At 72.0% G+C, this 26,240-nt stretch carries 24 protein-coding genes; 13 read left to right on the top strand and 11 right to left on the bottom strand.

Features of this window, described 5'->3' with window-relative positions:
- Positions 1 to 309: 309 nt before the first annotated feature.
- Positions 310 to 762, top strand: coding sequence for an NUDIX hydrolase (locus ACH4F2_RS18950; RefSeq protein ID WP_398133843.1), 453 nt, complete (start codon positions 310 to 312; stop codon positions 760 to 762).
- An 89-nt stretch (positions 763 to 851) separates the two neighbouring features.
- The gene (locus ACH4F2_RS18945) at positions 852 to 1,466 is read left to right on the top strand and encodes a dihydrofolate reductase family protein (RefSeq protein ID WP_398133842.1); all 615 of its coding nucleotides are present in this window, start codon (positions 852 to 854) and stop codon (positions 1,464 to 1,466) included.
- Between the two features lie 41 nt (positions 1,467 to 1,507).
- Here ACH4F2_RS18945 and ACH4F2_RS18940 read toward each other — a convergent pair whose 3' ends face one another.
- The 3 genes from ACH4F2_RS18940 to ACH4F2_RS18930 all read right to left on the bottom strand — a co-directional run bounded on the left by ACH4F2_RS18940 (position 1,508) and on the right by ACH4F2_RS18930 (position 5,533).
- Entirely contained in the window at positions 1,508 to 2,083 is a 576-nt protein-coding gene (locus ACH4F2_RS18940; RefSeq protein WP_398133841.1) for a DinB family protein, read from the bottom strand.
- A 101-nt stretch (positions 2,084 to 2,184) separates the two neighbouring features.
- Entirely contained in the window at positions 2,185 to 3,711 is a 1,527-nt protein-coding gene (locus tag ACH4F2_RS18935; protein WP_398133840.1) for an FG-GAP-like repeat-containing protein, read from the bottom strand.
- Positions 3,712 to 3,904: 193 nt separating this feature from the next.
- On the bottom strand, positions 3,905 to 5,533 hold the full coding sequence (locus tag ACH4F2_RS18930; protein ID WP_398133839.1) for a carboxylesterase/lipase family protein: 1,629 nt from the start codon (positions 5,531 to 5,533) through the stop codon (positions 3,905 to 3,907).
- Between the two features lie 247 nt (positions 5,534 to 5,780).
- Here ACH4F2_RS18930 and ACH4F2_RS18925 point away from each other — a divergent pair, with 247 nt between their 5' ends.
- A complete protein-coding gene (locus ACH4F2_RS18925) occupies positions 5,781 to 6,977 on the top strand; it encodes an alpha/beta hydrolase family protein (protein ID WP_398133838.1) in 1,197 nt (398 codons plus the stop codon).
- Positions 6,978 to 7,001: 24 nt separating this feature from the next.
- On the opposite strand, the gene ACH4F2_RS18920 is transcribed toward ACH4F2_RS18925, so the two are convergent.
- On the bottom strand, positions 7,002 to 9,992 hold the full coding sequence (locus tag ACH4F2_RS18920) for an FAD-binding and (Fe-S)-binding domain-containing protein (RefSeq protein WP_398133837.1): 2,991 nt from the start codon (positions 9,990 to 9,992) through the stop codon (positions 7,002 to 7,004).
- 110 nt (positions 9,993 to 10,102) lie between these two features.
- Between ACH4F2_RS18920 and serC the strand changes: the two genes are divergently transcribed.
- Positions 10,103 to 11,221: a phosphoserine transaminase gene (gene serC, locus ACH4F2_RS18915; RefSeq protein ID WP_398133836.1), complete on the top strand. Its 1,119-nt coding sequence runs from the start codon at positions 10,103 to 10,105 to the stop codon at positions 11,219 to 11,221.
- 71 nt (positions 11,222 to 11,292) lie between these two features.
- On the opposite strand, the gene ACH4F2_RS18910 is transcribed toward serC, so the two are convergent.
- Complete coding sequence (locus ACH4F2_RS18910) at positions 11,293 to 12,120, bottom strand: ABC transporter permease (protein WP_398133835.1); 828 nt, start codon at positions 12,118 to 12,120, stop codon at positions 11,293 to 11,295.
- The gene (locus ACH4F2_RS18905) at positions 12,117 to 13,106 is read right to left on the bottom strand and encodes an ATP-binding cassette domain-containing protein (RefSeq protein WP_398133834.1); all 990 of its coding nucleotides are present in this window, start codon (positions 13,104 to 13,106) and stop codon (positions 12,117 to 12,119) included. The genes ACH4F2_RS18910 and ACH4F2_RS18905 overlap by 4 nt, the downstream gene beginning before the upstream one ends.
- A 113-nt stretch (positions 13,107 to 13,219) precedes the next feature.
- Between ACH4F2_RS18905 and ACH4F2_RS18900 the strand changes: the two genes are divergently transcribed.
- On the top strand, positions 13,220 to 14,008 hold the full coding sequence (locus ACH4F2_RS18900) for a TetR/AcrR family transcriptional regulator (protein WP_398133833.1): 789 nt from the start codon (positions 13,220 to 13,222) through the stop codon (positions 14,006 to 14,008).
- Here ACH4F2_RS18900 and ACH4F2_RS18895 read toward each other — a convergent pair.
- Complete coding sequence (locus ACH4F2_RS18895; protein WP_398133832.1) at positions 13,982 to 14,977, bottom strand: WD40 repeat domain-containing protein; 996 nt, start codon at positions 14,975 to 14,977, stop codon at positions 13,982 to 13,984. The genes ACH4F2_RS18900 and ACH4F2_RS18895 overlap by 27 nt on opposite strands.
- Before the next feature lie 100 nt (positions 14,978 to 15,077).
- Between ACH4F2_RS18895 and ACH4F2_RS18890 the strand changes: the two genes are divergently transcribed.
- The 3 genes from ACH4F2_RS18890 (at position 15,078) to ACH4F2_RS18880 (ending at position 17,552) form a co-directional block, all read left to right on the top strand.
- Entirely contained in the window at positions 15,078 to 15,758 is a 681-nt protein-coding gene (locus ACH4F2_RS18890) for an SGNH/GDSL hydrolase family protein (protein ID WP_398133831.1), read from the top strand.
- 161 nt (positions 15,759 to 15,919) lie between these two features.
- Entirely contained in the window at positions 15,920 to 16,507 is a 588-nt protein-coding gene (locus ACH4F2_RS18885; RefSeq protein WP_398133830.1) for a Uma2 family endonuclease, read from the top strand.
- A gap of 52 nt (positions 16,508 to 16,559) precedes the next feature.
- The gene (locus tag ACH4F2_RS18880) at positions 16,560 to 17,552 is read left to right on the top strand and encodes an aldo/keto reductase (protein ID WP_398133829.1); all 993 of its coding nucleotides are present in this window, start codon (positions 16,560 to 16,562) and stop codon (positions 17,550 to 17,552) included.
- A gap of 131 nt (positions 17,553 to 17,683) precedes the next feature.
- Here ACH4F2_RS18880 and thpR read toward each other — a convergent pair whose 3' ends face one another.
- Positions 17,684 to 18,256 carry an RNA 2',3'-cyclic phosphodiesterase gene (thpR, locus tag ACH4F2_RS18875; RefSeq protein WP_398133828.1) on the bottom strand — a complete coding sequence of 191 codons (573 nt, stop codon included), beginning with the start codon at positions 18,254 to 18,256 and terminating at the stop codon, positions 17,684 to 17,686.
- A 116-nt stretch (positions 18,257 to 18,372) separates the two neighbouring features.
- On the opposite strand from thpR, the gene ACH4F2_RS18870 reads away from it, so the two are divergent.
- Positions 18,373 to 18,960 carry a Uma2 family endonuclease gene (locus ACH4F2_RS18870; RefSeq protein ID WP_398133827.1) on the top strand — a complete coding sequence of 196 codons (588 nt, stop codon included), beginning with the start codon at positions 18,373 to 18,375 and terminating at the stop codon, positions 18,958 to 18,960.
- A gap of 23 nt (positions 18,961 to 18,983) precedes the next feature.
- Here the strand turns inward: ACH4F2_RS18870 and ACH4F2_RS18865 are convergent, their stop codons facing one another.
- Entirely contained in the window at positions 18,984 to 20,345 is a 1,362-nt protein-coding gene (locus ACH4F2_RS18865; RefSeq protein WP_398133826.1) for an MFS transporter, read from the bottom strand.
- A 27-nt stretch (positions 20,346 to 20,372) separates the two neighbouring features.
- Positions 20,373 to 20,810 carry a MarR family winged helix-turn-helix transcriptional regulator gene (locus ACH4F2_RS18860; protein ID WP_381386255.1) on the bottom strand — a complete coding sequence of 146 codons (438 nt, stop codon included), beginning with the start codon at positions 20,808 to 20,810 and terminating at the stop codon, positions 20,373 to 20,375.
- 154 nt (positions 20,811 to 20,964) lie between these two features.
- On the opposite strand from ACH4F2_RS18860, the gene ACH4F2_RS18855 reads away from it, so the two are divergent.
- Positions 20,965 to 21,147, top strand: coding sequence for a ribbon-helix-helix protein, CopG family (locus ACH4F2_RS18855; RefSeq protein WP_398133825.1), 183 nt, complete (start codon positions 20,965 to 20,967; stop codon positions 21,145 to 21,147).
- A 30-nt stretch (positions 21,148 to 21,177) separates the two neighbouring features.
- Here ACH4F2_RS18855 and ACH4F2_RS18850 read toward each other — a convergent pair whose 3' ends face one another.
- Positions 21,178 to 22,635, bottom strand: coding sequence for an NCS2 family permease (locus ACH4F2_RS18850; protein WP_398133824.1), 1,458 nt, complete (start codon positions 22,633 to 22,635; stop codon positions 21,178 to 21,180).
- Between the two features lie 181 nt (positions 22,636 to 22,816).
- On the opposite strand from ACH4F2_RS18850, the gene ACH4F2_RS18845 reads away from it, so the two are divergent.
- From ACH4F2_RS18845 to ACH4F2_RS18835, 3 genes are all read left to right on the top strand, one after another.
- The gene (locus tag ACH4F2_RS18845; protein ID WP_398133823.1) at positions 22,817 to 23,071 is read left to right on the top strand and encodes a DUF2530 domain-containing protein; all 255 of its coding nucleotides are present in this window, start codon (positions 22,817 to 22,819) and stop codon (positions 23,069 to 23,071) included.
- 50 nt (positions 23,072 to 23,121) lie between these two features.
- Positions 23,122 to 23,661, top strand: coding sequence for a GNAT family N-acetyltransferase (locus ACH4F2_RS18840; protein ID WP_398133921.1), 540 nt, complete (start codon positions 23,122 to 23,124; stop codon positions 23,659 to 23,661).
- Positions 23,662 to 23,760: 99 nt separating this feature from the next.
- Positions 23,761 to 26,163: an HAD-IC family P-type ATPase gene (locus tag ACH4F2_RS18835; protein ID WP_398133822.1), complete on the top strand. Its 2,403-nt coding sequence runs from the start codon at positions 23,761 to 23,763 to the stop codon at positions 26,161 to 26,163.
- Positions 26,164 to 26,240 lie beyond the last annotated feature (77 nt).

Genomic DNA, 26,240 nt, shown 5'->3' with positions numbered 1-26,240 from the left:
GAACGCCGGGCCGGTGAACGCCGGGCCGGGCACCGCCGGGCCGGGCACCGCCGCCGACGGCGCTTCCAGGCACGTGAACCGGGTCCTCGACCCGCCCCCGGCCCCGCCTCCGTCCCCGGCCCCCGGCCCGACCCCGCGTACGAGCACGCGTACGAGCACGCCCGAGACGGTGAGCCGGGCACCGCGCTCTTCTCCTGGCTGCGGGATGTCAACGCGTACGCGACGACCCGGTCGGCCGGGCGCCGCGGCGGGTACCGTCCCCAGGGCGAATGCCGATGCCCGCCGCCCCACCACATCTGCCGAGGTCCCGTGCGACGACTCCTTGCCCGTCTCTGGCGGCTCCTGCGTCCCTTCCAGAGCCGCGTCATGTGGTTGCTCAACGCCAAGTTCGTCGTCGGCGTGACCGGCGTCGTGCGCGACGACGAGGGGCGGGTCCTGATGTTGAAGCACCGGATGTGGCCACCGGGCCGCCAGTGGGGCCTGCCGAGCGGCTTCGCGCACAAGGGCGAGGACTTCCGGGCGACCGTGGTCCGCGAGGTCAGGGAGGAGACCGGCCTCGACGTGGAGGCCGGCCGCCTGGTCATGCTGAACAGCGGCTTCCGCACCCGCCTCGAAGTGGCCTACGAGGCCCGCCTGCTGGGCGGCGAGCTGCGCATCGACCCGTTCGAGATCCTGGAGGCCCGCTGGTGCCGCCCGGACGACCTTCCCGAGGGCGTCCAGCCGGTGTGCCACCCGCTGGTACGGGGCGAGACGGCGCCCTGAACCGCCCCCGTGGACGGTGTCGATAACGCGGTCTCCCGATCGACGTGAGGGTGAAGGCACCACACCCCACGACCTCGGGAGCACCCCTCATGACCGTCACCGCGGACATGGCCATCACCCTCGACGGCTACGTCGCAGGCCCGAACGTCACCCTCGACAACCCGGGCGGCGACGGTGCCGACCCCATCTTCGACTGGATCCACACCCTGGCGAGCTGGCGGGAACGCCAGGGCATGACGGGCGGGGTGGAGAACCGCGACTCGGAGCTGATCCGCGAGTGGTTCGACGCCACCGGAGCGGTGGTCATGGGCCGGATGATGTACGACACGGGCGAGGAGTTCTGGGGCGACAACCCGCCGTTCCGCACCCCGGTCTTCGTCCTCACCGACCGGCCCCGCCCCACCCTGGTGAAGGAGGGCGGCACCACCTTCACCTTCGTCAGCGACGGCATCCACAGCGCCCTGGAGCGGGCGAAGGCCGCCGCCGGGGACCGGAACGTCGACATCGCCGGCGGGGCGAGCACCGTGCGGCAGTACCTCGCAGCCGGGCTCATCGACGAACTCCAGCTGCACGTGGTGCCCGTGCTCCTCGGTGACGGGCTGCGCCTCTTCGAGGGGCCGGGCGCGGGGCGGCGCCGCCTCGAACAGGTCAGGGTCGTCGAGACGCCCCTGGCCACCCACCTGAAGTACCGCTTCCTGAAGTGATACGTCAGCCGTACGACAGCTCTGCGACCGGACGCCGCCGGTCAGCCCATGCTCTTGGCACCGTCCAGGGACTCGCGGATGATGTCGGCATGGCCGGCGTGCTGAGCGGTCTCGGCGACGATGTGCATCAGCACCCGGCGGGCCGACCACTGCCTGTCGGCCTCGAACCACGGGGCCTTCGGCAACGGCTGCGTGGCCCCCAGGTCGGGCAGCGTGGCGACCAGGTCGTCGGTCCGGCGGGCCGCGTCGGCGTAGTCGGCCAGGACCCCGGCCAGCGTCTCACCGGGCAGCAACCGGAACTCGTCGGCCCGCTGGGCCCAGTCGGCCTCGGTCATGGCCGTGAAGTCTCCCATCGCCGACGGGCCGTTCACGATGAAGTCCGCCCAGCTCCGCTCGACCGAGGACACGTGCTTGATCAAGCCGCCCAGGCAGAGCTCGCTCGCGGTGGTCCGGAGTCCGGCCTGCTCGTCGGTGAGGTCACGGGTGGTGAAGCGCAGGAAGTGCCGCTGGTGGGCCAGCATCTCCAGCAGGTCGGCGCGCTCACCGGTCACGGCCGGGGCCTCGGCCGGGTCGCCGGTGGTCAGGTCGCGGGTGGTCGACTCGTCGAGAGTGGTCATGGTCTCCGCCTTCCGGTGTTCTGCTCCGTCGGTCGAGACCACGCTATGACTCATAGAGGTCAGATCCTGTCCTAGATCGCCCACGACGGGGGACGGACTGTCTAGCGGGCGATCTCACCGCCGCCCATCAGCAGGCCCAGCCCCTCGGTGTCGTCGAAGGTGTCCCCGGACAGCCGGGTGACGCCCTCGGTGGCAGGTCCCTTCGCCGTGCCGGGCAGCAGCCACGCGAGGCTGTCGACGCTGTCGCTGCCCGGCGCGGTCACCACGAGGTCGGCACGGCCGTCGCCGTCCAGGTCGGTGAGGCCGACCGAAGCACCGAAATCGGCGTCCCCGCCCGGGACGGCGCCGAGGTCGTCCCCGTCGAACAACCGGGCCCCCTCACCGCTGAGCCCGTCCGGTCCACCCGCCAGGAACAGCACCTGCTCCGGGCCCGGCTCCCCGTACACGTCCCACCGGGGCGCCCCGGCCACCACGTCCGCGTATCCGTCGCCGTTGACGTCCCCGGTGTCCAGGGTGGAGAAGGCGGCGTCCTCGTCCAGGGGTTCCTCGCCGGGCACGCCGGGAGTGTCCCGGTCGACGGTCGTCGTCCGCTTCCCCGGCCCGGCCCCGGAGCCGTACACCACCGTCACCGAGCTGCGGCTCGCGTCGCCGCCCCGGGGACTGAGGACCAGATCGTCGTAGCCGTCGCCGTCCACGTCACCGATCGCCCCCTCCCCGGCGTCGGGGAGCCGGGTGCCCTCCGGCTGCGTGAAGCCGTCCCGGCCGCCGCGAAGGTAGCTCAGCGGCTGGTTCCTTGCTGACCAGGGCACCTCGGGTCCCGTGTCGGCGTCGTGGAAGCTCACCAGGTCGTCGATGCCGTCGCCGTCGAGGTCCCCGGCGACGAGGTCGCCGTAGTTCGCGGTGGCCACGTCCGGCGCGGGACGGCGTGGTGCGGGGACGCGGCCCGTCCCGGCCGGGGTGCCGTCGCGTCCGAAGGGCCCTTTGAGCAGCCCCTTGTCGGAGCCGAGCCCGAAGACCAGGTCGGCGTGCCCGTCACCGTCGAAGTCACCGGCGGCGAGCTGCTCGTCCAGGATCGGGTCGTTGTCCCAGGCGACGTGACTGACGTCCGTCCCCGGCACCCGGGCGGCGCGCGACAGCCCGTCCTCGGAGCCCCACATGGCGATCACGCTCGGCTTCCAGTCGAAGACGGAGGCGGCGAGGTCGGTGTACCCGTCCCCGTCGAGGTCGCGGGCCACCACGTCCGACCCGAAGAAGGCCTCGTCGCGGTTCTTCCCGGGTATCCCGGCATCGTCCTGGGTGAGGTACTGGCACCGGCCGACCCCCGTCCCGTCCCCCGCCCCGTACGCGACCTCGATACTCCCGCCGCCGCTCCCGCCCTTCACACTCCCCATCGAGCCGAAGGCCAGGTCGGGATGACCGTCACCGTCGAAATCGGCGGCACCCTCCGGGGCGGGCCGCCCCGACGCGGGCGCGGCGGTGCCGTGGGCCGGCGTCCGGCACGCGTACGGCGCGGCGATGTCGGCCGGCTCGCTGTCCGCGACCACCACACCCACGGCGACCGCCGACGCGACGACGGCCGCCCCACCGCCGATCACCCAGGGTCGCTTGCCGACCCGTCGCCGTGGCACTTCCGCTCGATCATCCGAACCGTCCATACGGACGATCACGCTCCGGCCGCGCCACGCGGTTCCGATCACTCTCGCGTCATGGCACGGATTCGACACGGCAACGACGGCGGGCCCGTGTCACGGCTGGCCGACACCACCGAGTCCACCAGCTCGGCATGGGCGCCGAACTCCTCGGACCTCCGTGCGGCCGGGGTCAGCCCAGGGACTTCCAGAAGTCGTACTGGTGGTCCTTCGCGAAGTCGACCGGGCGAATGCCGCCCGGTCCCGACGCGAGGGACTGCGCGTTCAACGCGGCGGGAGTGGTCGCCTTCCACGGGGCTTCGCCGCTGCGGGCGAAGTCGGACCAGATGCGGATCATCGCGTCCGACAGAGCCCGCTGGGGCTCGGTGAGCGGCTCGAACTCGGTGAGCTCGAAGAGGTAGGGGAGCTCGAAGGTGTGCGCGGCGCCCATCGGGAAGGAGGGCTTGGCGTACGTTTCGGCATCGGCGTACCAGGGGGTCTCCCGGTCGGCGAACTCGTAGGTGTAGGTCCGGGCACCACCGCGGGCGAGCGCGCGGCCGGTGTCGACGGTGTGGCGGGCCTGGCCGGCGTCGGTGAGGACCGCCGACAGGGCGAGGGCCGCGCTGCCGCCGTACGCGGAGACGGGGTAGCGGGCGGCGACGGCGGCGGCCTTCTCCGGGCCGAAGTCCTCCTCCAGGCGGGCGCGGTAGTCGGCCTCGTCGAGGGTGGCTTGCGGGTCCTGGGTCGCGTGCCTCTTGGCCAGCTCCGCCCCGTACACCATCGCGCGGTCCTCCTCGCGGTTGATGCCCTGCAGCACGGGCACCTTGTTGTACCTGCCGGTGGCGAAGGCCTCCTGCGGACTGCGCGGCAGCAGCTTGCCGCCGTAGACCGGCCCGTACGCAAAGGGACCCCGCCCGAAGACGTACACCATGTGCCGGGGGTCCGCCGTACGCCAGTCCGCCGTCCCGCCGCTGCCCGTGGCCCTTTCTCCGATCGCCTCGGCGGCGTCCTCGCCATCGCTCAGGGCGTCGGCGCGCTCACGCGCCGCGTCGGGGCGCAGGCAGGCACCGCTCTGCAGAACGACCCGGTCGAAGAGGCCCGCGGAGGACGGTGCGACCAGGTGGGCGCACGTGCTGGTGGCGCCGGCGGACTCTCCGAAGAGCGTCACGTGGTGCGGGTCTCCGCCGAAGGCGGCGGCGTTGCGCTCCACCCAGCGCAGCGCCGCCTGCTGGTCGAGGAAGCCGTAGTTGCCGGACTCGGCCCGGCGTTCCAGGTCCGGGTGGGCGAGATACCCCAGGGCGCCGAGGCGGTAGTTGACCGTCACCACGATCACGTCGCCCTGGGCGGCCAGCCTCCGGGCGCCGTGCATGGCACCCGAGCCGTCGGTGTGGTCACCACCGTGCAGGTAGACCATCACAGCTCGCGGCCTGTCGGACGCGGCGCGCGGAACGGTGACGTCGAGGAAGAGGCAGTCCTCGGTGGAGGAGGCGGGGCCGGCCGGCGGGACGGCCCCGGTCTGGGGGCAGGCGGCGCCCGGTTCGGTGGCGTCCCGCACCCCGTGCCAGCGTCTCGCGGGCGCCGGGGGCGCCCAGCGGCGTTCCCCGGTGGGCGGGGCGGCGTAGGGGATGCCCTGGAAGGTGCTTACCGCGCCGGCGGCAGTCCCGCGCAGCGAACCCTTGTCGGTGCGTACGACGACCCCGCCGTCGCGTCCTGCCGCCGCGGTGGCGTCGCGTCCTGCCGCCGCGGTGGCGGTACCCGCCGCGGCCACGGTGCCCGCGGTCAGGGCGAGGGCGACGGCTGCGTGTGCTGTCTTCTTCAACATGAGGAAGACACTAGGAAGTTACGGATCACGACAGCAGCCGGTCAGCCACCGCCCCTGGGGTGGTGCCGGCACCACCCCGGTCCGTCCCACGGGCCCTACCGGGCGATCCCTCCGCCGCCCATCCGCACCGGGGGACCCGTGTGATCCCACGGTCCCATCCCGGCCGTCGGGATCATGCCACGGTCGTACGGCCAAGTCCCGCCGAAGCCTGACGCGTTGGGCACCGTTCGCACCTACCTTCGAACACATGAACAGGCGATCACGCAGAACCGCTCTGGCCACGTTGCTCACGTGCGCCCTGTCCCTCCCGCTGCTGGGCGCCGCGCCGGCCTCGGCCGCTCAGGACGTCCGCCCGGTGGCCCGGACGGGCCAGGCCCCACCTGCCACCGCGGGCCTGGAGTTGCCCACCCCCACCGGCCCCCATCCCGTGGGCCACCACACCCTGCACCTCGTCGACCGGCACCGCGCGGACCCCTGGGTGCCGACGGCGGAGGGCCGGGAGCTGCTGGTGTCCGTGTCCTACCCCGCCCGCCCGGCCGGGGGCGGACCACCGGCCGCGTACATGACCGAGGGCGAGGCACAACTCCTTCTGGAGAACAGAGGACTCGACGGGGTCGTACCGGCCGCGACGATCGCCGGAACGCGTACGCATGGCCGGGTCTCCGCTCCCTGGGCACCGGGCCGGTTCCCCCTGGTACTGCTGTCCCCCGGCTTCGGGATGCCGCGCACCACGCTCACCTCGCTCGCCGAGGACCTGGCCAGTCGCGGCTACGTCGTCGCCGCCGTGGACCACGCGTACGAGTCCGTCGGTACGGAGTTCCCCGGCGGCCGGATGCTGCCCTGCGTGGCGTGCGAAGAGGTCGATCCGGGTCCGGAGCAGGCGGCCGTCGTACGCGGGCGTGCCACCGATCTGTCGTTCGTGATCGACGAGCTGACGGACCGAAGGACCGCCGGCGCGCTGTCCCGCGTGATCGACTCGCGGCGGATCGGAATCGCCGGGCACTCGATCGGAGGAGCGGCCGCCGCGGCGACCATGGCAGCCGACCGGCGTGTGCGGGCGGGTGTCGATCTCGACGGGAGCTTCTTCGTGGAGGACGCCGGGGCCGGACTCGGCCGACGGCCGTTCATGATGGTCGGCGCGGAGTCCGTCCACCGTCCGGGCAGCGGCGACAGCGACTGGCCCGGCGCCTGGAACCGCCTGCACGGCTGGAAGCGGTGGCTCACCGTCGAGGGAGCCGGGCACTACTCCTTCACCGACTTCTCCTGGCTGGGGTACCAGCTGGGCGTGACGGATGCGGAGTATCCGCTCCCAGGTGAGCGAGGCTGGTCTCTCACCCGCGACTATGTCGCCGCCTTCTTCGATCTCCATCTGCGTGGCGTTCCCCAGCCGGTACTCGACGGCCCCACGCCTTCCCGGCCCGAGGTCGAGTTCCACCGGCCGTAGGGACCACCGGCCCCCGCCCGGCACTCACTCCCCCGCCAGCCCCTCCGCCAGCACCTCCGCCAGATGCCGCCCCCGCACCCCGCCCAGCTGCTCCAGTTGTGTCCGGCAGGAGAAGCCGTCCGCCAGGACCACCGCCCCCTCCGGCGCCTCGCGCACCGCCGGGAGCAGCTGGTCCTCAGCGCAGGCGGCGGAGACCTCGTAGTGACCGGCCTCGAAGCCGAAGTTGCCCGCAAGGCCGCAGCAGCCTCCGCTCAGCTCGCCGGTGAGGCCGGCCGCCTCGCGCAGGCGGCGGTCGGCCGCGTCGCCCAGGACCGCGTGCTGGTGGCAGTGGGTCTGGCCGGTGACCGGACGGTCCAGGGCGGGTGGGGTCCAGCCGGGGGCGTGGCGCTCCAGGGCCTCCGCGAAGGTCAGGACCCGGGCGGCGAGCCGAGCCGCCCGTGGGTCGTCGTGCAGCAGCTCGGGCAGGTCGGTGCGCAGGGCGGCGGCGCAGCTCGGTTCCAGGACGACGACCGGCGCGGATGTCTCCAGCACCGGGGCCATCAGGTCCAGGGTGCGGCGCATCACCGCTCGGGCGCGGTCCAGTTGGCCCGTCGACACGTATGTCAGTCCGCAGCAGACCCGGCCCCGGCGGGCCGTCAGCAGCGCGGTCGGCGACTTCGTCGTGCCGTCCCCGACGCGCCCGCCCCGCGGCCGCAGCGTCGGCGGCAACGCGACCCGCAGCCCCGCCGCCTCCAGCACTCGTACGGCCGCCCGGCCCACGGCCGGTGACAGGTGCTCGGTGAAGGTGTCCGGCCACAGGACGACCAGATCGCCGGACCCGGACCCGGTACTGGCACCGGTACGGGTCCCGGTACTGGCACCGGTACGGGTCCCGCTACTGGCACCGGTACGGGCCCCGCTACTGGCACCGGTACTAGTCCCGGTCCCCGGCCGCCCGGACCGTCCGGCACCCGCACGCCGCCCGCGCCACCACCTGCTGAACGTCTCCCCCGCCAGCCGCGGCACCTCCCGCTCCCCCGCGATCCCGCCCAGCCGTTTCGCCACCGCCGCCAACGGCCCCACGGACGCCAGCGCGTTGACGACCGGCGCCGTACGCGTACGCGCCGCCCACCGCAGCCACACCGGCAGCCACCCCATCGCGTAGTGGGCGGCCGGGCGGCGGCGGCCGGCGTAGTGGTGGTGCAGGAACTCCGCCTTGTACGTGGCCATGTCGACCTCGACCGGGCAGTCGGAGCGGCAGCCCTTGCAGGACAGGCACAGGTCGAGGGCGTCGCGGACCTCCGTGGAGCGCCAGCCGTCGGTCACCAGCTCACCGGCGAGCATCTCGTGCAGCAGCCGGGCACGCCCGCGCGTGGAGTGTTCCTCCTCACCGGTCGCCCGGAACGACGGGCACATCACCCCGGCCCCGGCCGCCGACGTCGTACGGCACTTGGCGACCCCGACGCAGCGCCGTACCGCCGCCGAGAAGTCGCCGCCGTCGGACGGGTAGCCGAACGCCACGTCCACCGGCTCACGCGGCAGGACGGAGAAGCGGAGGTTCGCGTCGAGCGGGGCAGGGCGGACCAGCATGCCCGGGTTGAGGAGGTCGTCCGGGTCCCAGACGGCCTTCGCGCGCTCGAAGAGGGCGACGGTCTCCTGCCCGTACATCCTCGGCAGCAGCTCCGCCCGCGCCTGCCCGTCCCCGTGCTCCCCGGACAGCGAGCCGCCGTGCGCCACCACCAGGTCGGCCAGCTCCTGCGAGAAGCGGCGGAAGCCGGCGACCCCGGCCTCCGTCAGCAGGTCGAAGTCGATGCGTACGTGGATGCAGCCGTCGCCGAAGTGCCCGTACGGGGTGCCGCGCAGACCGTGGGCGGTCAGCAGGCCCCGGAAGTCCCGCAGGTAGGCGCCCAGCCGCTCCGGCGGCACCGCGCAGTCCTCCCAGCCGGGCCACGCCTCCGCTCCGTCCGGCATCCGCGTCGCCGTGCCGCTCGCGTCCTCCCGGATCCGCCACAGCGCCCGCTGCCCGGCCGGGTCGGTCACCACCAGCGCGTCCACGACGTCCGCCGCACGGACCACGGCCTCCGCCCGCGCGCGTGCCTCCGCCTCCGTCTCCCCGCCCGTCTCCACGAACAGCCACGCCCCGCCCCGGGGCAGCCCGGCCGCGGCCGGCACCGGCACCAGGTCCGCCGCCATGCCCTCCACCGTCAGCGGCCCGAGCGGCAGCAGTCCGGCCGCAGCCTCCGCCGCCCCGGCCTCGTCGGCGTACCCGAGCACCGCCAGCGCCCGCGCGCGCGGCGCCTCGACCAGCCGGACCACCGCCTCGGTCAGCACGCCCAGCGTGCCCTCCGAGCCGCAGAAGGAGCGGGCCACGTCCGCGCCCTTCTCCGGCAGCAGCGCGTCCAGCGCGTAGCCGGAGATGCGGCGGGGCAGGTCGGGGAAGCCGGTGCGCAGGCGGGCCAGGTCACCGTCGACCAGCTCGCGCAGGCCCTCGGGCGCCCCGGCCCACTCCTGCCCGAGCCGCAGCCGCTCCCCCCGCGCGGTGAGCACCGTCAGCTCGCGCACGCTGTCCGCCGTCGTGCCCCAAGCCACCGAGTGGGAGCCGCACGAGTTGTTGCCGATCATTCCGCCGAGCGTGCACCGGCTGTGGGTGGAGGGGTCGGGGCCGAAGCGCAGGCCGTGCGGGGCGGCGGCCTGCTGGAGGCTGTCGAGGACCAGACCCGGCTGGACGACTGCCGTTCGCGTCGCCGGGTCGAGCGAGACCAGCCGGTTCATGTGCCGGGTGAAGTCCAGGACGACACCCGTGCCGGTGGCCTGCCCCGCGATCGACGTCCCCCCGCCCCGCGCGACGACCGGCACCCCGCGCGCCCGGCACACCTCCAGCGCGGCCGCCACGTCGTCGGCGTCTCTCGGTGCCACCACACCGAGCGGGACCCTGCGGTAGTTGGACGCGTCCATGGTGGTCAGGGCCCGGGAGGTGACGTCGAACCCGACCTCGCCCCGGACGGCCGTGCGCAGTGCTGCCTCCAGATCGGTCATGCGTCCAGGATGGGGTCTTGTAGCTCAGTACAGGTCCGCGAGGTGGAGATCTCGTCTCATCGGACGGACATGTCTTCGTCCGGTTTGGCCGACGGGATACCCTCCGGCTCGTGGCTGAGATCCAGATTCCTGCTGACATCAAGCCCGCGGACGGTCGATTCGGCGCGGGCCCCTCCAAGGTGCGGGTGGAGGCGCTGGACGCCCTGGCCGCCACCGGTACGTCCCTCCTCGGCACCTCCCACCGCCAGGCCCCGGTGAAGAACCTGGTCGGCAAGGTCCGTGAGGGCATCCGCGAGCTGTTCCGGCTCCCCGACGGCTACGAGGTGATCCTCGGCAACGGCGGCTCCACCGCGTTCTGGGACGTCGCGACCCACGGCCTGATCGAGAACAAGTCGCAGCACCTGAGCTTCGGCGAGTTCTCCTCCAAGTTCGCCAAGGCCGCGAAGCTCGCCCCGTGGCTGGCCGAGCCGACCGTCGTCTCCTCCGACCCGGGCACGCACCCCGAGGCGCGGGCCGAGGCCGGCGTGGACGTGTACGCGTTCACGCACAACGAGACCTCGACCGGCGTCGCCATGCCCGTCAAGCGGGTCGCCGGCGCCGACGAGGGCTCCCTCGTGCTGGTCGACGCGACGTCCGGCGCCGGCGGCCTGCCGGTCGACATCGCCGAGACCGACGTCTACTACTTCGCCCCGCAGAAGTCCTTCGCCTCCGACGGCGGCCTGTGGATCGGCGTCTTCTCCCCGGCCGCGATCGAGCGCGCCGAGCGGATCCACGCGAGCGGCCGGCACGTCCCGGAGTTCTTCTCGCTGCCGACGGCGATCGACAACTCCCGCAAGAACCAGACGTACAACACCCCGGCGCTGGCCACCCTGTTCCTCCTGGGCGAGCAGCTGGACTGGATGAACGGCCAGGGCGGCCTGGACTTCACCACCGGCCGCACCAAGGACTCCTCGTCCCGCCTGTACGCCTGGGCGGAGGCGGCCAAGTACGCCGACCCGTTCGTCTCGGACCCGGCCAAGCGTTCGCAGGTCATCGGCACCATCGACTTCTCCGACGACATCGACGCCGCCGCCGTCGCCAAGGTGCTGCGCGCCAACGGCATCGTGGACACCGAGCCGTACCGCAAGCTCGGCCGCAACCAGCTGCGCGTCGCGATGTTCCCGGCGATCGACCCGGCGGACGTCGAGGCGCTGACCAAGTGCGTCGACTACGTGATCGAGAAGCTCTGATCACCACTCTCGCAGGACGACGATGAGGGGCGCCCGGCATTCGCCGGGCGCCCCTCATCGCTCTCCCGCCCCTATCGGCTCAGCCGCTGGAAGCGCCGCACGGCCAGCGGCAGGAAGACCGCCGTCAGGCCCACCGGCCACACGCCCGCCATCAGCAGCGCGTGCTGCTCGATCCAGGAGTCGCCGCCCCCGACCGGCGTGCCGAACAGCTCGCGGGCCGCCGCGGCCGTGGAGGAGATCGGGTTCCAGGCGGCCACCCAGCCCAGCCAGTCCGGCATGAGCTGCGGGGCGACGAAGATACTGGAGATCATCGTCAGCGGGAACGCCACCGCGAACAGGCCGCCCGCCGCCTCCGGGTTGGGAACGAGCAGGCCCAGCCACACGCCGACCCAGATCAGCGCGAACCGCAGCCACAGCAACAGCCCGAACGCGGCCAGAAAGCCCCAGCCGCCGTCCGGCCGCCAGCCCATGGCCAGCGCCGTCAGCATCATGATGGCCAGCTCGGCACAGGCGACCACGAGGTCGGTCGCCCCGCGTCCCGCCACCACCGCCGAGGAGGACATCGGCATGGAACGGAACCGGTCGATGACGCCCTTGGTCGAGTCGTACACGACGACGGTCGCCGTGTTGATGAAGCCGAACGCCATGCTCATCACGAACATGCCCGGCATCAGGAAGTCCTTGTAGTCCCCGCCGCCCGGCACGGTCATCGCGCTGCCGAAGACGTAGCCGTAGAGGAGGACGGACAGGATCGGGAAGCCCAGCTGCCAGGCGATGTTGACGGGCTGGCGCTGGTAGTGGGTCAGGCCGCGACGGACGATGTTGCCGCAGTCGGCGAGGAGCCAGTACAGACGGCCGCGCTCACGCGTGGCACCCGTGGTCAGGTCGAGGGCGCTCATGCCGCCACCGCCTCCTTCTCCGCACTCGTACGGTGTCCGGCACTCGTACGGTGTCCGGTCAGGCGCAGGAACACGTCGTCGAGGCTCGGCCTGCGCAGCCCGATGTCCTCCACCCGGACACCCTCGTCCTGGAGGGTGCGCGCCACCTCGGTCAAAGCGGACACCCGGTCGGTGACCGGGGCGTGCACCCGCAGCGACCCCTCGTCGGCCTCGGGTTCGCCGTCGCAGACGCGGGCGACCACCTTCACCACCCTCGGTATCTCGGCCCGCTCGGCGACCACGACCTCGACGCGGTCGCCGCCGACCAGGTTCTTCAGCCCGTCCGGGGTGTCGTCGGCGATGGACCTGCCCCGGTCGATGACGGTGATGTGGGAGGCGAGCCTGTCGGCCTCCTCCAGGTACTGCGTGGTCAGCAGCACGGTCGTGCCGTTCGCCACCAGCGCGCGGACGGAGTCCCAGACCTCGCCGCGGCTGCGGGGGTCGAGGCCCGTCGTCGGCTCGTCCAGGAACAGCACGGACGGGGCGAGGATCATCGACGCGGCGAGGTCGAGGCGGCGCCGCATGCCGCCGCTGTACTTGCCGACGCCCCGGTCGGCGGCGTCGGTCAGGTCGAACTGCTCCAGCAGCTCGACGGCGCGGGCGCGGGCCCTCCCTCCGCCCAGGTGGAACAGGCGTCCGAACATCTCCAGGTTCTGCCGGCCGGTGAGCACCTCGTCCACGGCCGCGTACTGCCCGGTGACCCCGATCCGCGCCCGTACCTCGCGCGCCTGCCGGCCGACGTCGAGGCCCGCCACCTCGGCCCGTCCCCCGTCCAGCCGGATCAGCGTGGACAGGATGCGCACGGCAGTGGTCTTCCCGGCGCCGTTCGGCCCCAGCAGGCCGTGCACGGTGCCCTCACGGACGGCCAGGTCGAAGCCGTCGAGGGCGCGCTTCTCGCCGTACCGCTTCTCCAGCCCCTCGGCCCGTACCGCGTATCCGTCGCTCATGGGTCCCCCTCTCACTCCCTCACTGAGTACACCGTACCCGATTCCGAGTACACCGTACCCAGTTCTGCGCGTACGGCGTACCCGGTTTTGTCTCCGGGATCTAGACTGACCTCATGGCAAGCGCTACGGAGAGCAGCGGCAGCGGTGACATCGGGCGCACCCTCGACCTGTTGTGGGACACCGGCAGGCGGCCCAGCCGGGGGCCCAAACCGGGTCTGACGCTGGAGCGGATCGTGGAGGCCGCCGTCGAGGTCGCGGACCGCGACGGGCTCGGCGCGGTCTCCATGCGCCGGATCGCCACCGAGCTGGGCACCGGCACCATGTCCCTGTACCGCTACGTCCCCGGCAAGGGCGAGCTGATCGACCTGATGCTGGACCGCGTGCAGCGCACGTCCGAGGAACCCGGCGACTTCGGCGACGGCGGCTGGCGCTCGGCGCTGGAGGCACTCGGCCGCGCCACCCTCGCCCTCTACCGCCGCCACACCTGGCTGCTGGAGGTCAACCAGACCCGCCCGGTCCTCGGCCCGAGCGCCCTGGACGGCATGGAGAAGGTGCTCACCCGGATCAGGCCGATGGGTCTGACCGACCCCGAGCTGGTGTCGGTGATCATCATGATCGACGGGTACGTCGTCGGCGCCGCCCGCACGCAGGTGTACGAGGCGGAGGCCGAACGCCGCTCCGGGATGACGGACGCGCAGTTCTGGGCCGCCCAGCAGCCGGTGCTGGAGAAGGCCATGACCAGCGGGCGCTACCCGGCCCTGGCCTCCCTGTCCGAGGACAGCTTCGGCCCCGACTTCGACCACTTCGGGTTCGGGCTGCAGCGCATCCTGGACGGGCTGGAGGCGCTGGTGGCCGCGCGCCGCGCGGCGAACGGCTCAGCGGCGGCGGAAGAGCCGTCGTAGCCCGAAGAACACGGCGGCGCACGCGACGACCAGCCCGACCGCCCCGACCTTGAGGGTGTCCCCGCCGGTCCCGTCCGGCCCGTCCGGCCCGTCGGTCCCGCCGGAGCCCTCACCGGAGGCGTCGGAGCCTCCCGCCCCGCCGCCGCCCCCGGGCGCGTCCTCGGCCTTCACGGGGCTGGACGCGCCCTCCATCCCGAGCAGCAGCTTCTCGCCGTCGGTGGTGTAGGTGACGGACTCGCCCTGGCCGAGCGGCACGCTGATCCGCCCCTTGCGCTGGATCTGCCCGCCGTTCCAGTCGTACCAGACGCCCCCGAGGTAGCCGCGCACGGCGAGGTGCTCGCCGTCCGGGGAGAAGGCGGCGTCGGTGGACCAGAGTTCGACGGGGGCGGCACGCCGGAAGACGTTGGTGCCGGACGCGGAGAGTTTCGCCGGACCCTCGTACAGGTGCCCGCCGTCCTCGTTCTTGTCGATGATGTAGACCCGCCCGGTCTTCGGGTGGACGACCATCGACTCCGCGTCCCGGGAGCCGTCCGCGTACTTCACGACGTACTGCGTCGCCTTGACCGTCTGGTCCTTCAGCTCCGTCGGCTCGGGCAGCTCGTAGATCCACACGTGCGGCCAGGACACGCCGTCGTTGTCCCCGATGTCGCCGACGAGGATCCGGTTGTCCGGCCCGATGGAGATCGCCTCGACGTCCCGGGGCGTGCCGACTCCCGCGAGCGCGACGCGGGCGACGGTCTCGCCGGTGGAGCCGTCCACCGCGTAGAGGTACGGCCCGTTGTCCTGGTCGTTGTGGGTCCAGTAGACGCCGGGGTGCAGGCGGGAGGCGGCGAGGCCGCTGGACTCGGTGATGCGCGGGTCCCTGATCGTGAAGCCGTCGCTCCCGGCGACCCCGCCGGCGGCGGAGGCGGGCGCGGCGAACGCGCCCACGAGAAGGGCCGAGGCGAGGAGGGCGAAAGATCGGCGCATGCGCCAAGACTGCCATCCCGCGCGGGCGTTCACGGTACGGGCCTCCCCAGGTGGTCGGGCTCACATCGCGTCGGCCAGGCCGATCGTCCATGATGAGCGGATGCTCAGGTTCATGTTTGTCGGTGACTCCATGACGATCGGGAGCGCGGGCGAACACACGTGGCGCTACCGCATGTGGCAGCACCTGCGCGACTCCTGCGGCCGTCCCTTCACGTTCGTCGGCCCCCGCGAGACGCTGCACGACCGGTCGACGGACGCCCCCACCTCGTACGCCTACGCCGACCCGGACTTCCCCCGCGCCCACCTGGCCGGCTGGGGCGAGGGCTGGCACCACATGGCTCCGCTGATCGGCGAGACGGTACGGGCCTTCCGCGCGGACGTGCTCCTGGTCTCCCTCGGCCTGATAGACCTCGGCTTCTACACGAACGCGGAGCAGACCAACGACAACGTCCGGGCCTTCGTCGCCGAGGCGCGGTCGGCCAACCCGCGCGTGCGCATGGCCGTGATGCCGGTCATCCCGAACATCCGGGTGGAGGCCGACGAGACCTTCGCCGAGCAGGTCGCCCGCTTCAACGACCTCCTCGCGAAGACGACCGCCGACCTCGACGACCCGCGCTCCTCACTGCTCCTCGTCCCGCCGCCGGCGACGTACGACTTCCACACGGACACGTACGACGGCACGCATCCCAACGAGAGCGGCGAGCACAAGATCGCGGAGGCGTTCGCGGAGGCGATGGACGAGGAGTGGGGGCTGGGCGGGCCCTGCTCCCCGGCCCCGTAGGCCGCCCGGACCGCCCGGACCGCCCGGACGAGGTGGTCGGTGCGGTCCCGGACCCGGTCCCGTTCTGGCATATGCGCGTTCTCCTGTGTCCCGGTCGCCGTGCGTATCGTTGTACCGCGCGGCTGTACTCGTCCGTGAGGCGGCCGGGGAGGAGCGCGACGATGACCCTCCCTGACGACAGGATCGCCATGGCCGACAGCAGCACTCAGCACTTGGACGAGTGGTTCGAGCGACTGGAGCGCATGCCCGTCCCCGAAGGATTCAGGGTCGAGATCGTCGGGGGCAACGTCCACATGACACCGCAGCGGGACACGCATTGGGCAATCATCCGCCGGATCGTACGGCCCATCGAGGACCGGTTCGGCATGGACGTTCCGGTCTTCTCGGACGTCCGCATCGACTTCCCCGGCCACGAGAACGGCTTCTGCCCGGACGTGGCCAAGCTCCGCGACGGAGCCGAGCAGGACGACACGGGCCACTGGCGCCACGAGGACGTCGAGTTCGTCGCCGAGGTCATCTCCCAGGGCACCGCCGCCAACGACTACGGCCCCAAGAAGCTCGCCTACGCCGCCGCCGAGGTCCCCCTCTACCTCATCGCCGATCCGTACCAGGGGCGCTGCCACATCTTCACGCACCCCAAGGACGGCGACTACACGACCGAGACCAGGGTCGCCTTCGGGCAGGAGCTGGACCTCACCGACACCGTCCTCGGCCTCACCCTCAGAACCGACACCTTCCCCCGCGACTGACCGCACGGACCCGCTTGCCTGGAGCGCACTCCAAGTCGTTGGCTTGGGGACCATGAAGTACACGCAGCTCGGACGCACAGGACTCAAGGTCAGCCGGCTCGTCCTCGGGACCATGAACTTCGGCCCGCAGACCGACGAGGCCGACAGCCACGCGATCATGGACGCGGCGCTGGACGCCGGCATCAACTTCTTCGACACTGCAAATGTGTATGGGTGGGGTGAGAACAAGGGCCGTACCGAAGAGATCATCGGCAACTGGTTCGCCAAGGGCGGCGACCGGCGGGACAGGACCGTCCTGGCCACCAAGGTCTACGGCAACATGGGCGCAGAAGGCGAGGCGTGGCCCAACCACGACAAGCTGTCCGCCGTGAACATCCGGCGGGCCGTCGACGCCAGCCTCAAGCGGCTCCGGACCGACCGCATCGACCTGTACCAGTTCCACCACATCGACCGCGCCACCGGATTCGACGAGATCTGGCAGGCCGTCGACGTACTGGTCCAGCAGGGCAAGATCCTCTACGCCGGATCCTCCAACTTCCCCGGTTACAAGATCGCCCAGGCCAACGAGGCCGCCGCCCGGCGCGGCGGCACCATCGGGCTGGTCAGCGAGCAGTGCCTGTACAACCTGGCCGAGCGCCGCGCCGAGATGGAGGTCATCCCGGCCGCGCAGGACTACGGCCTCGGAGTCATCCCCTGGTCGCCGCTGCACGGCGGGCTGCTCGGCGGCGTCCTGAAGAAGGAGGTGCAGGGCGGACGCCGTGCCTCCGGGCGGGCCGCCGACACCCTCGCCGACCCGGCCGGCCGCGCTCAGGTCCAGGCCTACGAGGACCTGCTCGACAAGCACGGCGTCGAGCCCGGCGAGGCCGCGCTGGCCTGGCTGCTGACCCGGCCCGGCGTGACCGGCCCGATCGTGGGTCCGCGCACCGCGGAGCAGCTCGCGTCGGCGCTGCGTGCCGTGGAGCTGGAGCTGTCGGACGAGCTGCTGACCGGGCTGGACGAGATCTTCCCGGGGCCGGGGCCTTCGCCGGAGGCGTTCGCCTGGTGACGGCGTGAGAGGGCGGCGGCCGCCTCACGGCTCCTCAGCCGAGCGCCGCCGCCACCGCCACCACGAGCATCATCACTACGAGCACACCGGCCATGATCCGGTTACGGGTCTTCGGGTCCACGCCCCCGAGCCTAACCGGACGCGCCGAGCGGGCTGCGGGCGACCGTCTCGTAACGGGGCTGTTCGCCCGGCACCCCCGACCTCGGCAGGTTGCTGCGGACCAGCGCCAGGTCCGTCACGGTCCAGGTGCGGCTCGTGAAACCGTCCAGTGCCCCGACGTACGGGGCGACGTCGAACGCCGCCCGGCTGCGGGCCACCGTCAGGTGGGGCTTGTAGCGCCGGTGCTCCCCCATCGGGACGCCCGCCCTGCGCGCCGCCGACTCGGCACGGTCGGCGAGCAGCCGCAGGGTCGCCAGATCGCCCTCCGCTCCCGCCCACAGGGCCCGCCCGTGCCCGAACTGACCGCCCCCGCGCAACGCCAGCCGGAAGGGGGCGGTGCGGCGGGCGGCCCGCTCCAGGCGGGCCGACAGGTCCGGTACGAGGTCGTCGTCGACCTCCCCGTAGAAGGCCAGCGTGAAGTGCCACCCCGGGCGGCCGGTCCAGCGCAGCCCGTCCGCCCCGGGCAGCCTCCGCAACGCGGCCACCTCGGCGGCGAGGGCGGCGGCGACGTCCTCGGGGGGCAGTACGGCGGCGAACAGTCTCATGCCGGCCAGTCTCCCCCGGAGAACACGCGTACGTCCGCGCGTGGCCTGGTCACCGTGCGTATCGTTGTACCGCGCGGTCGCACTCGCGTCGGGGGCGGCCGGGGAGGAGCGCCACGATGACTGTCCTTGACGACAGGATCGAGATGGCCGAAGAGAGCACCGGGCTGACTCTGGACGTCATGTTCGAGTGGCTCGAGAAGATGCCCGTCCCCGAGGGATACAAGACCGAGATCGTCGGGGGTCACATCTTCATGACGCCGCAGCGGGACACCCGCTGGGACATCATCCTGGACATCGTCGAGCAACTGCGCACCAAGTACCCGCGCAAGCGCGTCAAGTCCGACGTCCGTATGGACTACCCGGGGCATCTCAACGGCTTCGCCTCCGACGTCGTCGCCCTGGCCGAGGGCGCCCGGCGGGACGACAAGGGCCACTGGCTCCCCGAGGACGTGGAGTTCGTCGCCGAGGTCATCTCCCGGAGCACGGCCGGCAACGACCACGGCCCCAAGAAGGACGCCTACGCGGCCGCCGGAGTCCCGGTGTACCTGATCGTGGACCCGTACGCGGGCGAGTGGCATCTGCACACCCTGCCGCAGGACGGCAAGTACCACGGCTTCGTCAGCTTCGGTTTCGGTGAGGACGTCGACCTGACCGGCACCGTCGTCGGCCTCGCCCTCAGGACCGACGACTTCCCCCGCGACTGATCCGGGGACCGGGACCGGACCGGCTACGCCGCCGACGCCAGCTGCCCCCGCCGCTCCCGCGGCACGAACCGCACCTGCGGGTGGCCGCGGTGCCAGCCGACCGACAGGCGCAGATTGCCGACGCGGGCCAGGACCAGGCCGATGACGAGCGCCGCGGTGGCCGCGACGGCGCCGCCCGCCGCGAAGCCGGCCCGGGCGCCGTAGGTGTCCGTGACCCAGCCGACGATCGGCGCGCCCACCGGGGAGCCGCCGAGGAAGACCATCATGTACAGGGCCATGACGCGGCCCCGCATGGCCGGGTCGGTGGACATCTGGATGCTGGTGTTGGCGGTGACGTTGACCGTCATGCTGAAGACGCCTATCGGGACCATCAGCAACGCGAACAGCCACAGCGCGGGCGCCGTCGACGCCACGATCTCCAGGGCGCCGAAAGCCAGGGCCGCCGCGATCAGCACCCGCAGCCGCGCCGTGCCGCGCCGGGCGGCGAGCAGGGCGCCGGTGACCGAGCCGACCGCCATGAGCGTGTTGAAGAGACTGTAGGCGCCGGCACCCGCCTGGAAGACGTCGTCGGCGAAGGCGGACAGGAAGACCGGGAAGTTGAAGCCGAAGGTGCCGATGAAACCGACCAGGGTGATCGTCCAGATCAGCTCGGGGCGTCCGGCGACGTAGTGCAGGCCCTCCCGCAGCTGTCCCTTGCCGCGCGGGGCGCGCTGGACGGCGTGCAGGTCGCGGGCGCGCATCAGCACCAGGCAGGTCAGCGGCGCGACGAAGGACAGGCCGTTGGCGAGGAACGCCCAGCCGGTACCCACCCCGGTGATCATCAGACCGGCGACGGCGGGGCCGACCAGCCGCGCGGACTGGAAGTTGGCCGAGTTGAGACTGACCGCGTTCTGCAACTGGTCCCGGCCGACCAGCTCGGCGACGAAGGACTGGCGGGCGGGGTTGTCGACGACGGTCGCCAGTCCCATCGCGAAGGCGGCGACGTACACGTGCCAGACCTCGACGTGGCCGGTCAGGGTGAGGACGGCGAGGAAGAGCGCCGTCAGGGCCATCGCGGACTGGGTGACCAGCAGGGTGGGCCGCTTGCGCAGGCGGTCGACGAGGACGCCGCCGTAGAGGCCGAAGAGCAGCATCGGCAGGAACTGCAGGGCCGTGGTGATGCCGACGGCGGCCGAGGAGCCGGTGAGGCTGAGCACCAGCCAGTCCTGGGCGATGCGCTGCATCCAGGTGCCGATGTTGGAGACGACCTGGCCCAGGAAGAACAGGCGGTAGTTCCTGACCTTCAGGGAGGCGAACATCGACGCCCTGCGGGGGGCGTCGGGGGTGGTCGGGTCGTCGTGGCCGTCAGGTGCGGGGGCGGAAGCTGCTCCGGATCCCGTACTCAAAAGGGTTCGCCTCCTCGCGAATGCTGCTTACCGGTGTGCGAGCTTCTCCAGCACGGGGGCGGCGGCGCGCAGTTTCGCCCACTCGTCCTCGTCGAGTCCCTCGACCAGCGTGGCCAGGAACGCGTTCCGCTTGCGGCGGCTCTCCTCGAGCATGACCACCGCCTGCTCGGTCTGCGTCACGACCTTCTGGCGCCGGTCCTCGGGGTGCGGCTCCAGACGGACCAGTCCCTTGGCCTCCAGGAGAGCCACGATGCGGGTCATCGAGGGCGGCTGGACGTGTTCCTTGCGGGCGAGCTCGCCCGGGGTCGCGCTGCCGCAGTTGGACAGGGTCCCGAGCACCGACATCTCGGTGGGGCTCAGCGACTCGTCGACCCTCTGGTGCTTGAGCCGACGGGACAGCCGCATCACGGCGGAGCGCAGGGAGTTCACGGCGGCGGCGTCGTCGCCATGGTTGAGGTCCGGCATGTTCCTTAGCTTAACTCATTAGTCTCGCGAAATACCACCGCTCACTCACCCACACGCGTGACGCCCGCCACTGAAACCCAGGGTTCACCCGTACGAGTGAGCTGTTTCCGGAAATCAGGGCATCGTCCGGTCGGTGGGGGTGACCCTCGTGCCCATGGGGACCAGCGTGCTCAGCCTGCGGATGGACGGGGAGCTGCTCGACCGGCTCCGGCACCACGCGGCGAAAAGGGGAATGAGCGTCCAGGACTATGTCGTCCGGACGCTCATTCGGAATGACTTCGACGAGCGGTTCCAGTCCGCCGTGGAGGAGACGGAACGGTTCTACGACGTCACCTGAGCCCCACCGGTCAGGCGCTGATCACGCCGGTCAGGTGAGCCCCAGGGCCGGCATCAGGTAGTAGAAGGCGAACACCGCGGACACCGCGTACATGGTGACCGGCACCTCCCGGCCCCGCCCGGCCGCCAGACGCAGCACCGAGAAGGTGATGAAGCCCATGCCGATGCCGTTGGTGATCGAGTAGCTGAACGGCATCATCAGCATCGTCACGAACGCCGGGACGGCGATCGTGAAGTCGCTCCAGTCGATCTCCCTGATCGAGCCGGCCAGGATCAGGAAGCCGACCGCGACCAGCGCCGGGGTGGCCGCCTGGGAGGGCACCATCGTGGCGACCGGCGTGAGGAACAGGGCCACGGCGAACAGCGCGCCGCTGACGATGTTCGCGAAGCCGGTGCGCGCACCCTCGCCGACGCCTGCCGTGGACTCCACGAAGCAGGTCGTCGCCGAAGCGGAGCTGGCTCCGCCCGCGGCGACCGCGATGCCGTCGACGAACAGGACCTTGTTGATGCCCGGCATCTGGCCCTCGCCGTCGGTCAGCTTCGCCTCGTCGCTGACGGCCATGATCGTGCCCATCGCGTCGAAGAAGCACGACAGCAGGACGGTGAACACGAACAGCACGCCGGTCAGGATGCCGACCTTCTCGAACCCGCCGAACAGGCTGACCTCGCCGACCAGGCCGAAGTCGGGGGTGGCGACGGGGTTGCCGGGCCACTCCGGGGTGGTCAGGCCCCAGGACGGGATGTCTGCGACCGCGTTGATGATCATCGCGACGACGGTCATCACCACGATGGAGATCAGGATCGCGCCGGGGGTCTTGCGGACGATCAGCGCCAGGGTGAGCAGCACACCGAGGGCGAAGACCAGCACCGGCCAGCCCAGCAGATGTCCGCCGGTGCCCAGCTGGAGCGGGACGGTGGTCTGGGCGGCGTCCGGCATCCGGGTGATGAACCCGGAGTCGACGAGGCCGATCAGCATGATGAACAGGCCGATACCGATGGCGATGGCCTTGCGCAGGCCGTAGGGCACGGCGTTCATCACGCGCTCACGCAGGCCGGTGGCGACCAGCAGCATGACGACGAAACCCGCCAGCACCACCATGCCCATGGCGTCCGGCCAGGACATCCGCGGGGCGAGCTGGAGGGCGACGACGGAGTTCACGCCCAGGCCGGCGGCCAGCGCGATCGGGACGTTGCCGATGACGCCCATCAGGAGCGTGGTGAACGCCGCCGTCAGGGCGGTCGCGGTGACCAGCTGACCGTTGTCGAGCTGGTTGCCGTACATGTCCTTCGCGCTGCCCAGGATGATCGGGTTCAGCACGATGATGTAGGCCATCGCGAAGAAGGTGGCGAGACCGCCGCGGATCTCGCGGGGCAGGGTGCTGCCGCGCTCGGAGATCCGGAAGTAGCGATCGAGCGCGTTATGCGGGGGCCGCCGGTCCTCCGGCGACTCGGGGGACGGGGGGACCTTGGCGGAGGCCGAGGTGGACATGCGGGACCTCATCACCAACAGGTTCCCCCACGGCCTTATTGGTGCTTCCTACGAATGAAAGTGGTCAGAGACAAACGGATTCAGTATGAACGTATGAGCCCCAGATCGCTATCTCCGCGCGTAGACCCGGAGTGGCGCCGTGCCGTCACCCCACCGGCGGCCCTCCTCGTAAGCTGTACGCATGACGAAGTGGACACCCACGCACGAGGCGCCGGAGCCCCTGGAAGGCCCCGTGGTCGCGACCATCATCGGCGGCACCGTCCTCTGGTTCGTCCTCTTCCTCGTCCAGTTGCCCTTCTACGGCTGGTTCGACGACCGCGGGCACGCCTGGTGGGTGTGGACCTGCCTGGCCGGCGCCGGGCTCGGACTGATCGGCATCTGGTACGTGCGGGGGCGCGACGCCGCGCTCGAGCGGGCGGCGCGGGACGGCGCCTGACGCCCGTGACCGAGCCGACCGCGCTGCCCCGGCCGTACGGGCCGGCCGCGCTGCCCGCGCCGAACGGGCCGGCCGGGCAGCCCCGGCTGCAACGGCTGCGGTCCGGCCACGCGCCCGCCCTCCTCGCCTTCGAGCGGGAGAACCGGGCGTGGTTCGCCGCCTCGGTGCCCGACCGGGGCGAGGACTTCTTCACCCGGTTCGACGAGATGCTCCGCGCGCGGCTGGCCGAGCAGGAGGCCGGGGTCTGCCACTTCCACGTGCTGGTCGCTCCCGGCGGCGAGGTGCTCGGCCGGGTCAACATCGTGGACGTGGAGCACGGCGTCGCCGAGCTCGGTTACCGGATCGCCGAGCGGGCCGCCGGGCGGGGCCTGGCCACGCGGGCCGTACGGGAGGTCTGCGCCCTCGCCGCGCGCGGGTACGGCCTGACCGCGCTGCGGGCCGCGACCACACCGGAGAACGCCGCCTCACAGGCCGTGCTGGTCCGCACCGGGTTCGTCCGGACCGGCGAGACGCGGCTCGACGGGCGCCCCGCTCTGACGTTCCGGCGCGCGCTCGGGGACCCGCACGGTCCCGCGGTCCACGCCCCGTAGTACTACGGCACCACTCGCCGGGCCGCCCCGTCCTCCCGTGGTCGGAACTTCCGCCCATCCGGAGGGTGAGGCCCCAAAACCGCACGTACCGTCGAACGCATGACGCATCTCGACGCGGGCGACCGACTCGATCCAGCGCACCCCCTGCCCACCCCTTCCCCGGCCACCGGACTGACGGCGGCCGGCGTCGCCGAACGGGTCGCGCGCGGTCAGGTCAACGACGTGCCGGTGCGCAGCAGCCGCTCCCTGACCGACATCGTCCGGGCCAACGTCTTCACCCGGTTCAACGCGATCATCGGCGTGCTCTGGGTGATCATGCTGTTCGTCGCGCCGATCCAGGACAGCCTGTTCGGCTTCGTGATCCTCGCCAACACCGGCATCGGCATCATCCAGGAGTGGCGGGCGAAGAAGACGCTCGACTCCCTCGCCCTGATCGGCGAGGCCCGGCCGACCGTGCGCCGGGACGGGACGGCCGCCGAGGTCAGCACCTCGGAGATCGTGCTGGACGACGTCATCGAGATCGGCCCCGGGGACAAGGCCGTCGTCGACGGGGTGTGCGTCGAGGCGGACGGGCTGGAGATCGACGAGTCCCTGCTGACCGGCGAGGCCGACCCGGTCGTCAAGCAGCCGGGGGACCAGGTCATGTCCGGCAGCTTCGTGGTCGCGGGCGGCGGCGCCTTCCGGGCGACCAAGGTGGGGCGCGAGGCGTACGCCGCCCAGCTCGCCGAGGAGGCCTCCCGCTTCACGCTGGTCCAGTCCGAGCTGCGGTCCGGCATCTCCACGATCCTGAAGTACGTCACCTGGATGATGGTCCCGACCGCGATCGGCCTGATCCTCAGCCAGCTGTTCACCAAGGACAACGAGCTGGACGACTCGATCGCGCGGACCGTCGGCGGCATCGTGCCCATGGTCCCGGAGGGCCTGGTCCTGCTCACCTCCGTCGCCTTCGCGATCGGCGTCATCCGCCTCGGCCGCAAGCAGTGCCTCGTCCAGGAACTGCCCGCGATCGAGGGCCTGGCCCGTGTCGACACCGTCTGCCTGGACAAGACCGGCACGCTCACCGAGGGCGGCATGGACGTCAGCGAGCTGCGCACCCTCGACGGCGCCGACGAGAGTCGCGTCCGCACGGTCCTCGGCGCCCTCGGCGAGTCCGACCCGCGCCCCAACGCCTCCCTGCGGGCGATCATCGACACGTACCCGGTCGCCGAGTCCGCCGAGGCCTGGCGCTGCACCGAGTCCCTGCCCTTCTCCTCCGCCCGCAAGTACAGCGGTGCCACCTTCGGCGAGGGCGACGGCGCCTCCAGTACGTGGCTGCTGGGCGCGCCCGACGTGCTGCTGGCCGAGGACGACCCCGCCCTCGCCGAGACGACACGGCTCAACGAGCAGGGGCTGCGCGTGCTGCTCCTCGCCCGCGCCACCCGTGACCTGGACGACCCCCGGGTGGCCGAGGGCGTCACGCCCACCGCCCTGGTCGTCCTGGAGCAGCGGCTGCGCCCGGACGCCGCCGACACCCTGCGCTACTTCGCCGACCAGGACGTCCGGGCCAAGGTCATCTCCGGCGACAACGCGGTGTCGGTCGGCGCGGTGGCCGCGAAGCTCGGCCTGTCCGGCGCGACGGTCGACGCGCGCCGGCTGCCCGCGGGGCGGGAGGAGATGGCCGGGGCGCTCGACGACGCCACGGTCTTCGGCCGGGTCACCCCGCAGCAGAAGCGGGACATGGTGGGCGCCCTCCAGTCCCGCGGCCACACGGTCGCGATGACCGGCGACGGCGTGAACGACGTCCTGGCGCTCAAGGACGCCGACATCGGCGTGGCCATGGGCTCGGGTTCGGAGGCCACCCGGGCGGTCGCCCAGATCGTGCTGCTCAACAACAGCTTCGCCACGCTGCCGTCGGTGGTGGCCGAGGGCCGCCGGGTCATCGGCAACATCACCCGGGTCGCGACCCTGTTCCTGGTGAAGACCGTGTACTCGGTGCTGCTGGCGATCCTGGTGGTCTGCTCACAGGTCGAGTACCCGTTCCTCCCCCGCCACCTCACCCTGCTCTCCACGCTCACCATCGGCGTCCCCGCCTTCTTCCTGGCCCTCGCCCCGAACAAGGAACGGGCCAGGCCCCACTTCGTACGGCGCGTGATGCGGTACGCGATCCCGGGCGGGGTGCTGGCCGGGGCGGCGACCTTCACGACGTACCTCGTCGCCCGGCAGCACTATTCCGGTCCCGGGGCGCTGGACGCGGAGACGAGCGCGGCGACGCTGACGCTGTTCCTGATCTCCATGTGGGTGCTGGCGATCATCGCCCGGCCCTACACCTGGTGGCGCGTGGCGCTGGTGGCGACGATGGGCGCGGGCTTCCTGGTGGTGCTGGTGGTGCCGTGGCTCCAGGACTTCTTCGCGCTGAAGCTGGTGGGCGTGACGATGCCGTGGACGGCCGTCGGCATCGCGGTGGCGGCGGCGGCCGTCCTGGAGCTGGCGTGGCGGTGGGTCGACCGGCGGCTGCCGGTGTGAGGTCCCTCCGGAAAGCGTGGACATCGGGCCCTGAATGTCCTCGCTGCGCTCAGAAGAGCGCGCCGAGGACATTCACC

It is taken from the genome of Streptomyces sp. NPDC017890 (assembly GCF_044328675.1).
In the GTDB taxonomy this organism is placed as follows: domain Bacteria; phylum Actinomycetota; class Actinomycetes; order Streptomycetales; family Streptomycetaceae; genus Streptomyces.
This window is presented reverse-complemented; position numbering and strand designations above follow the sequence as displayed.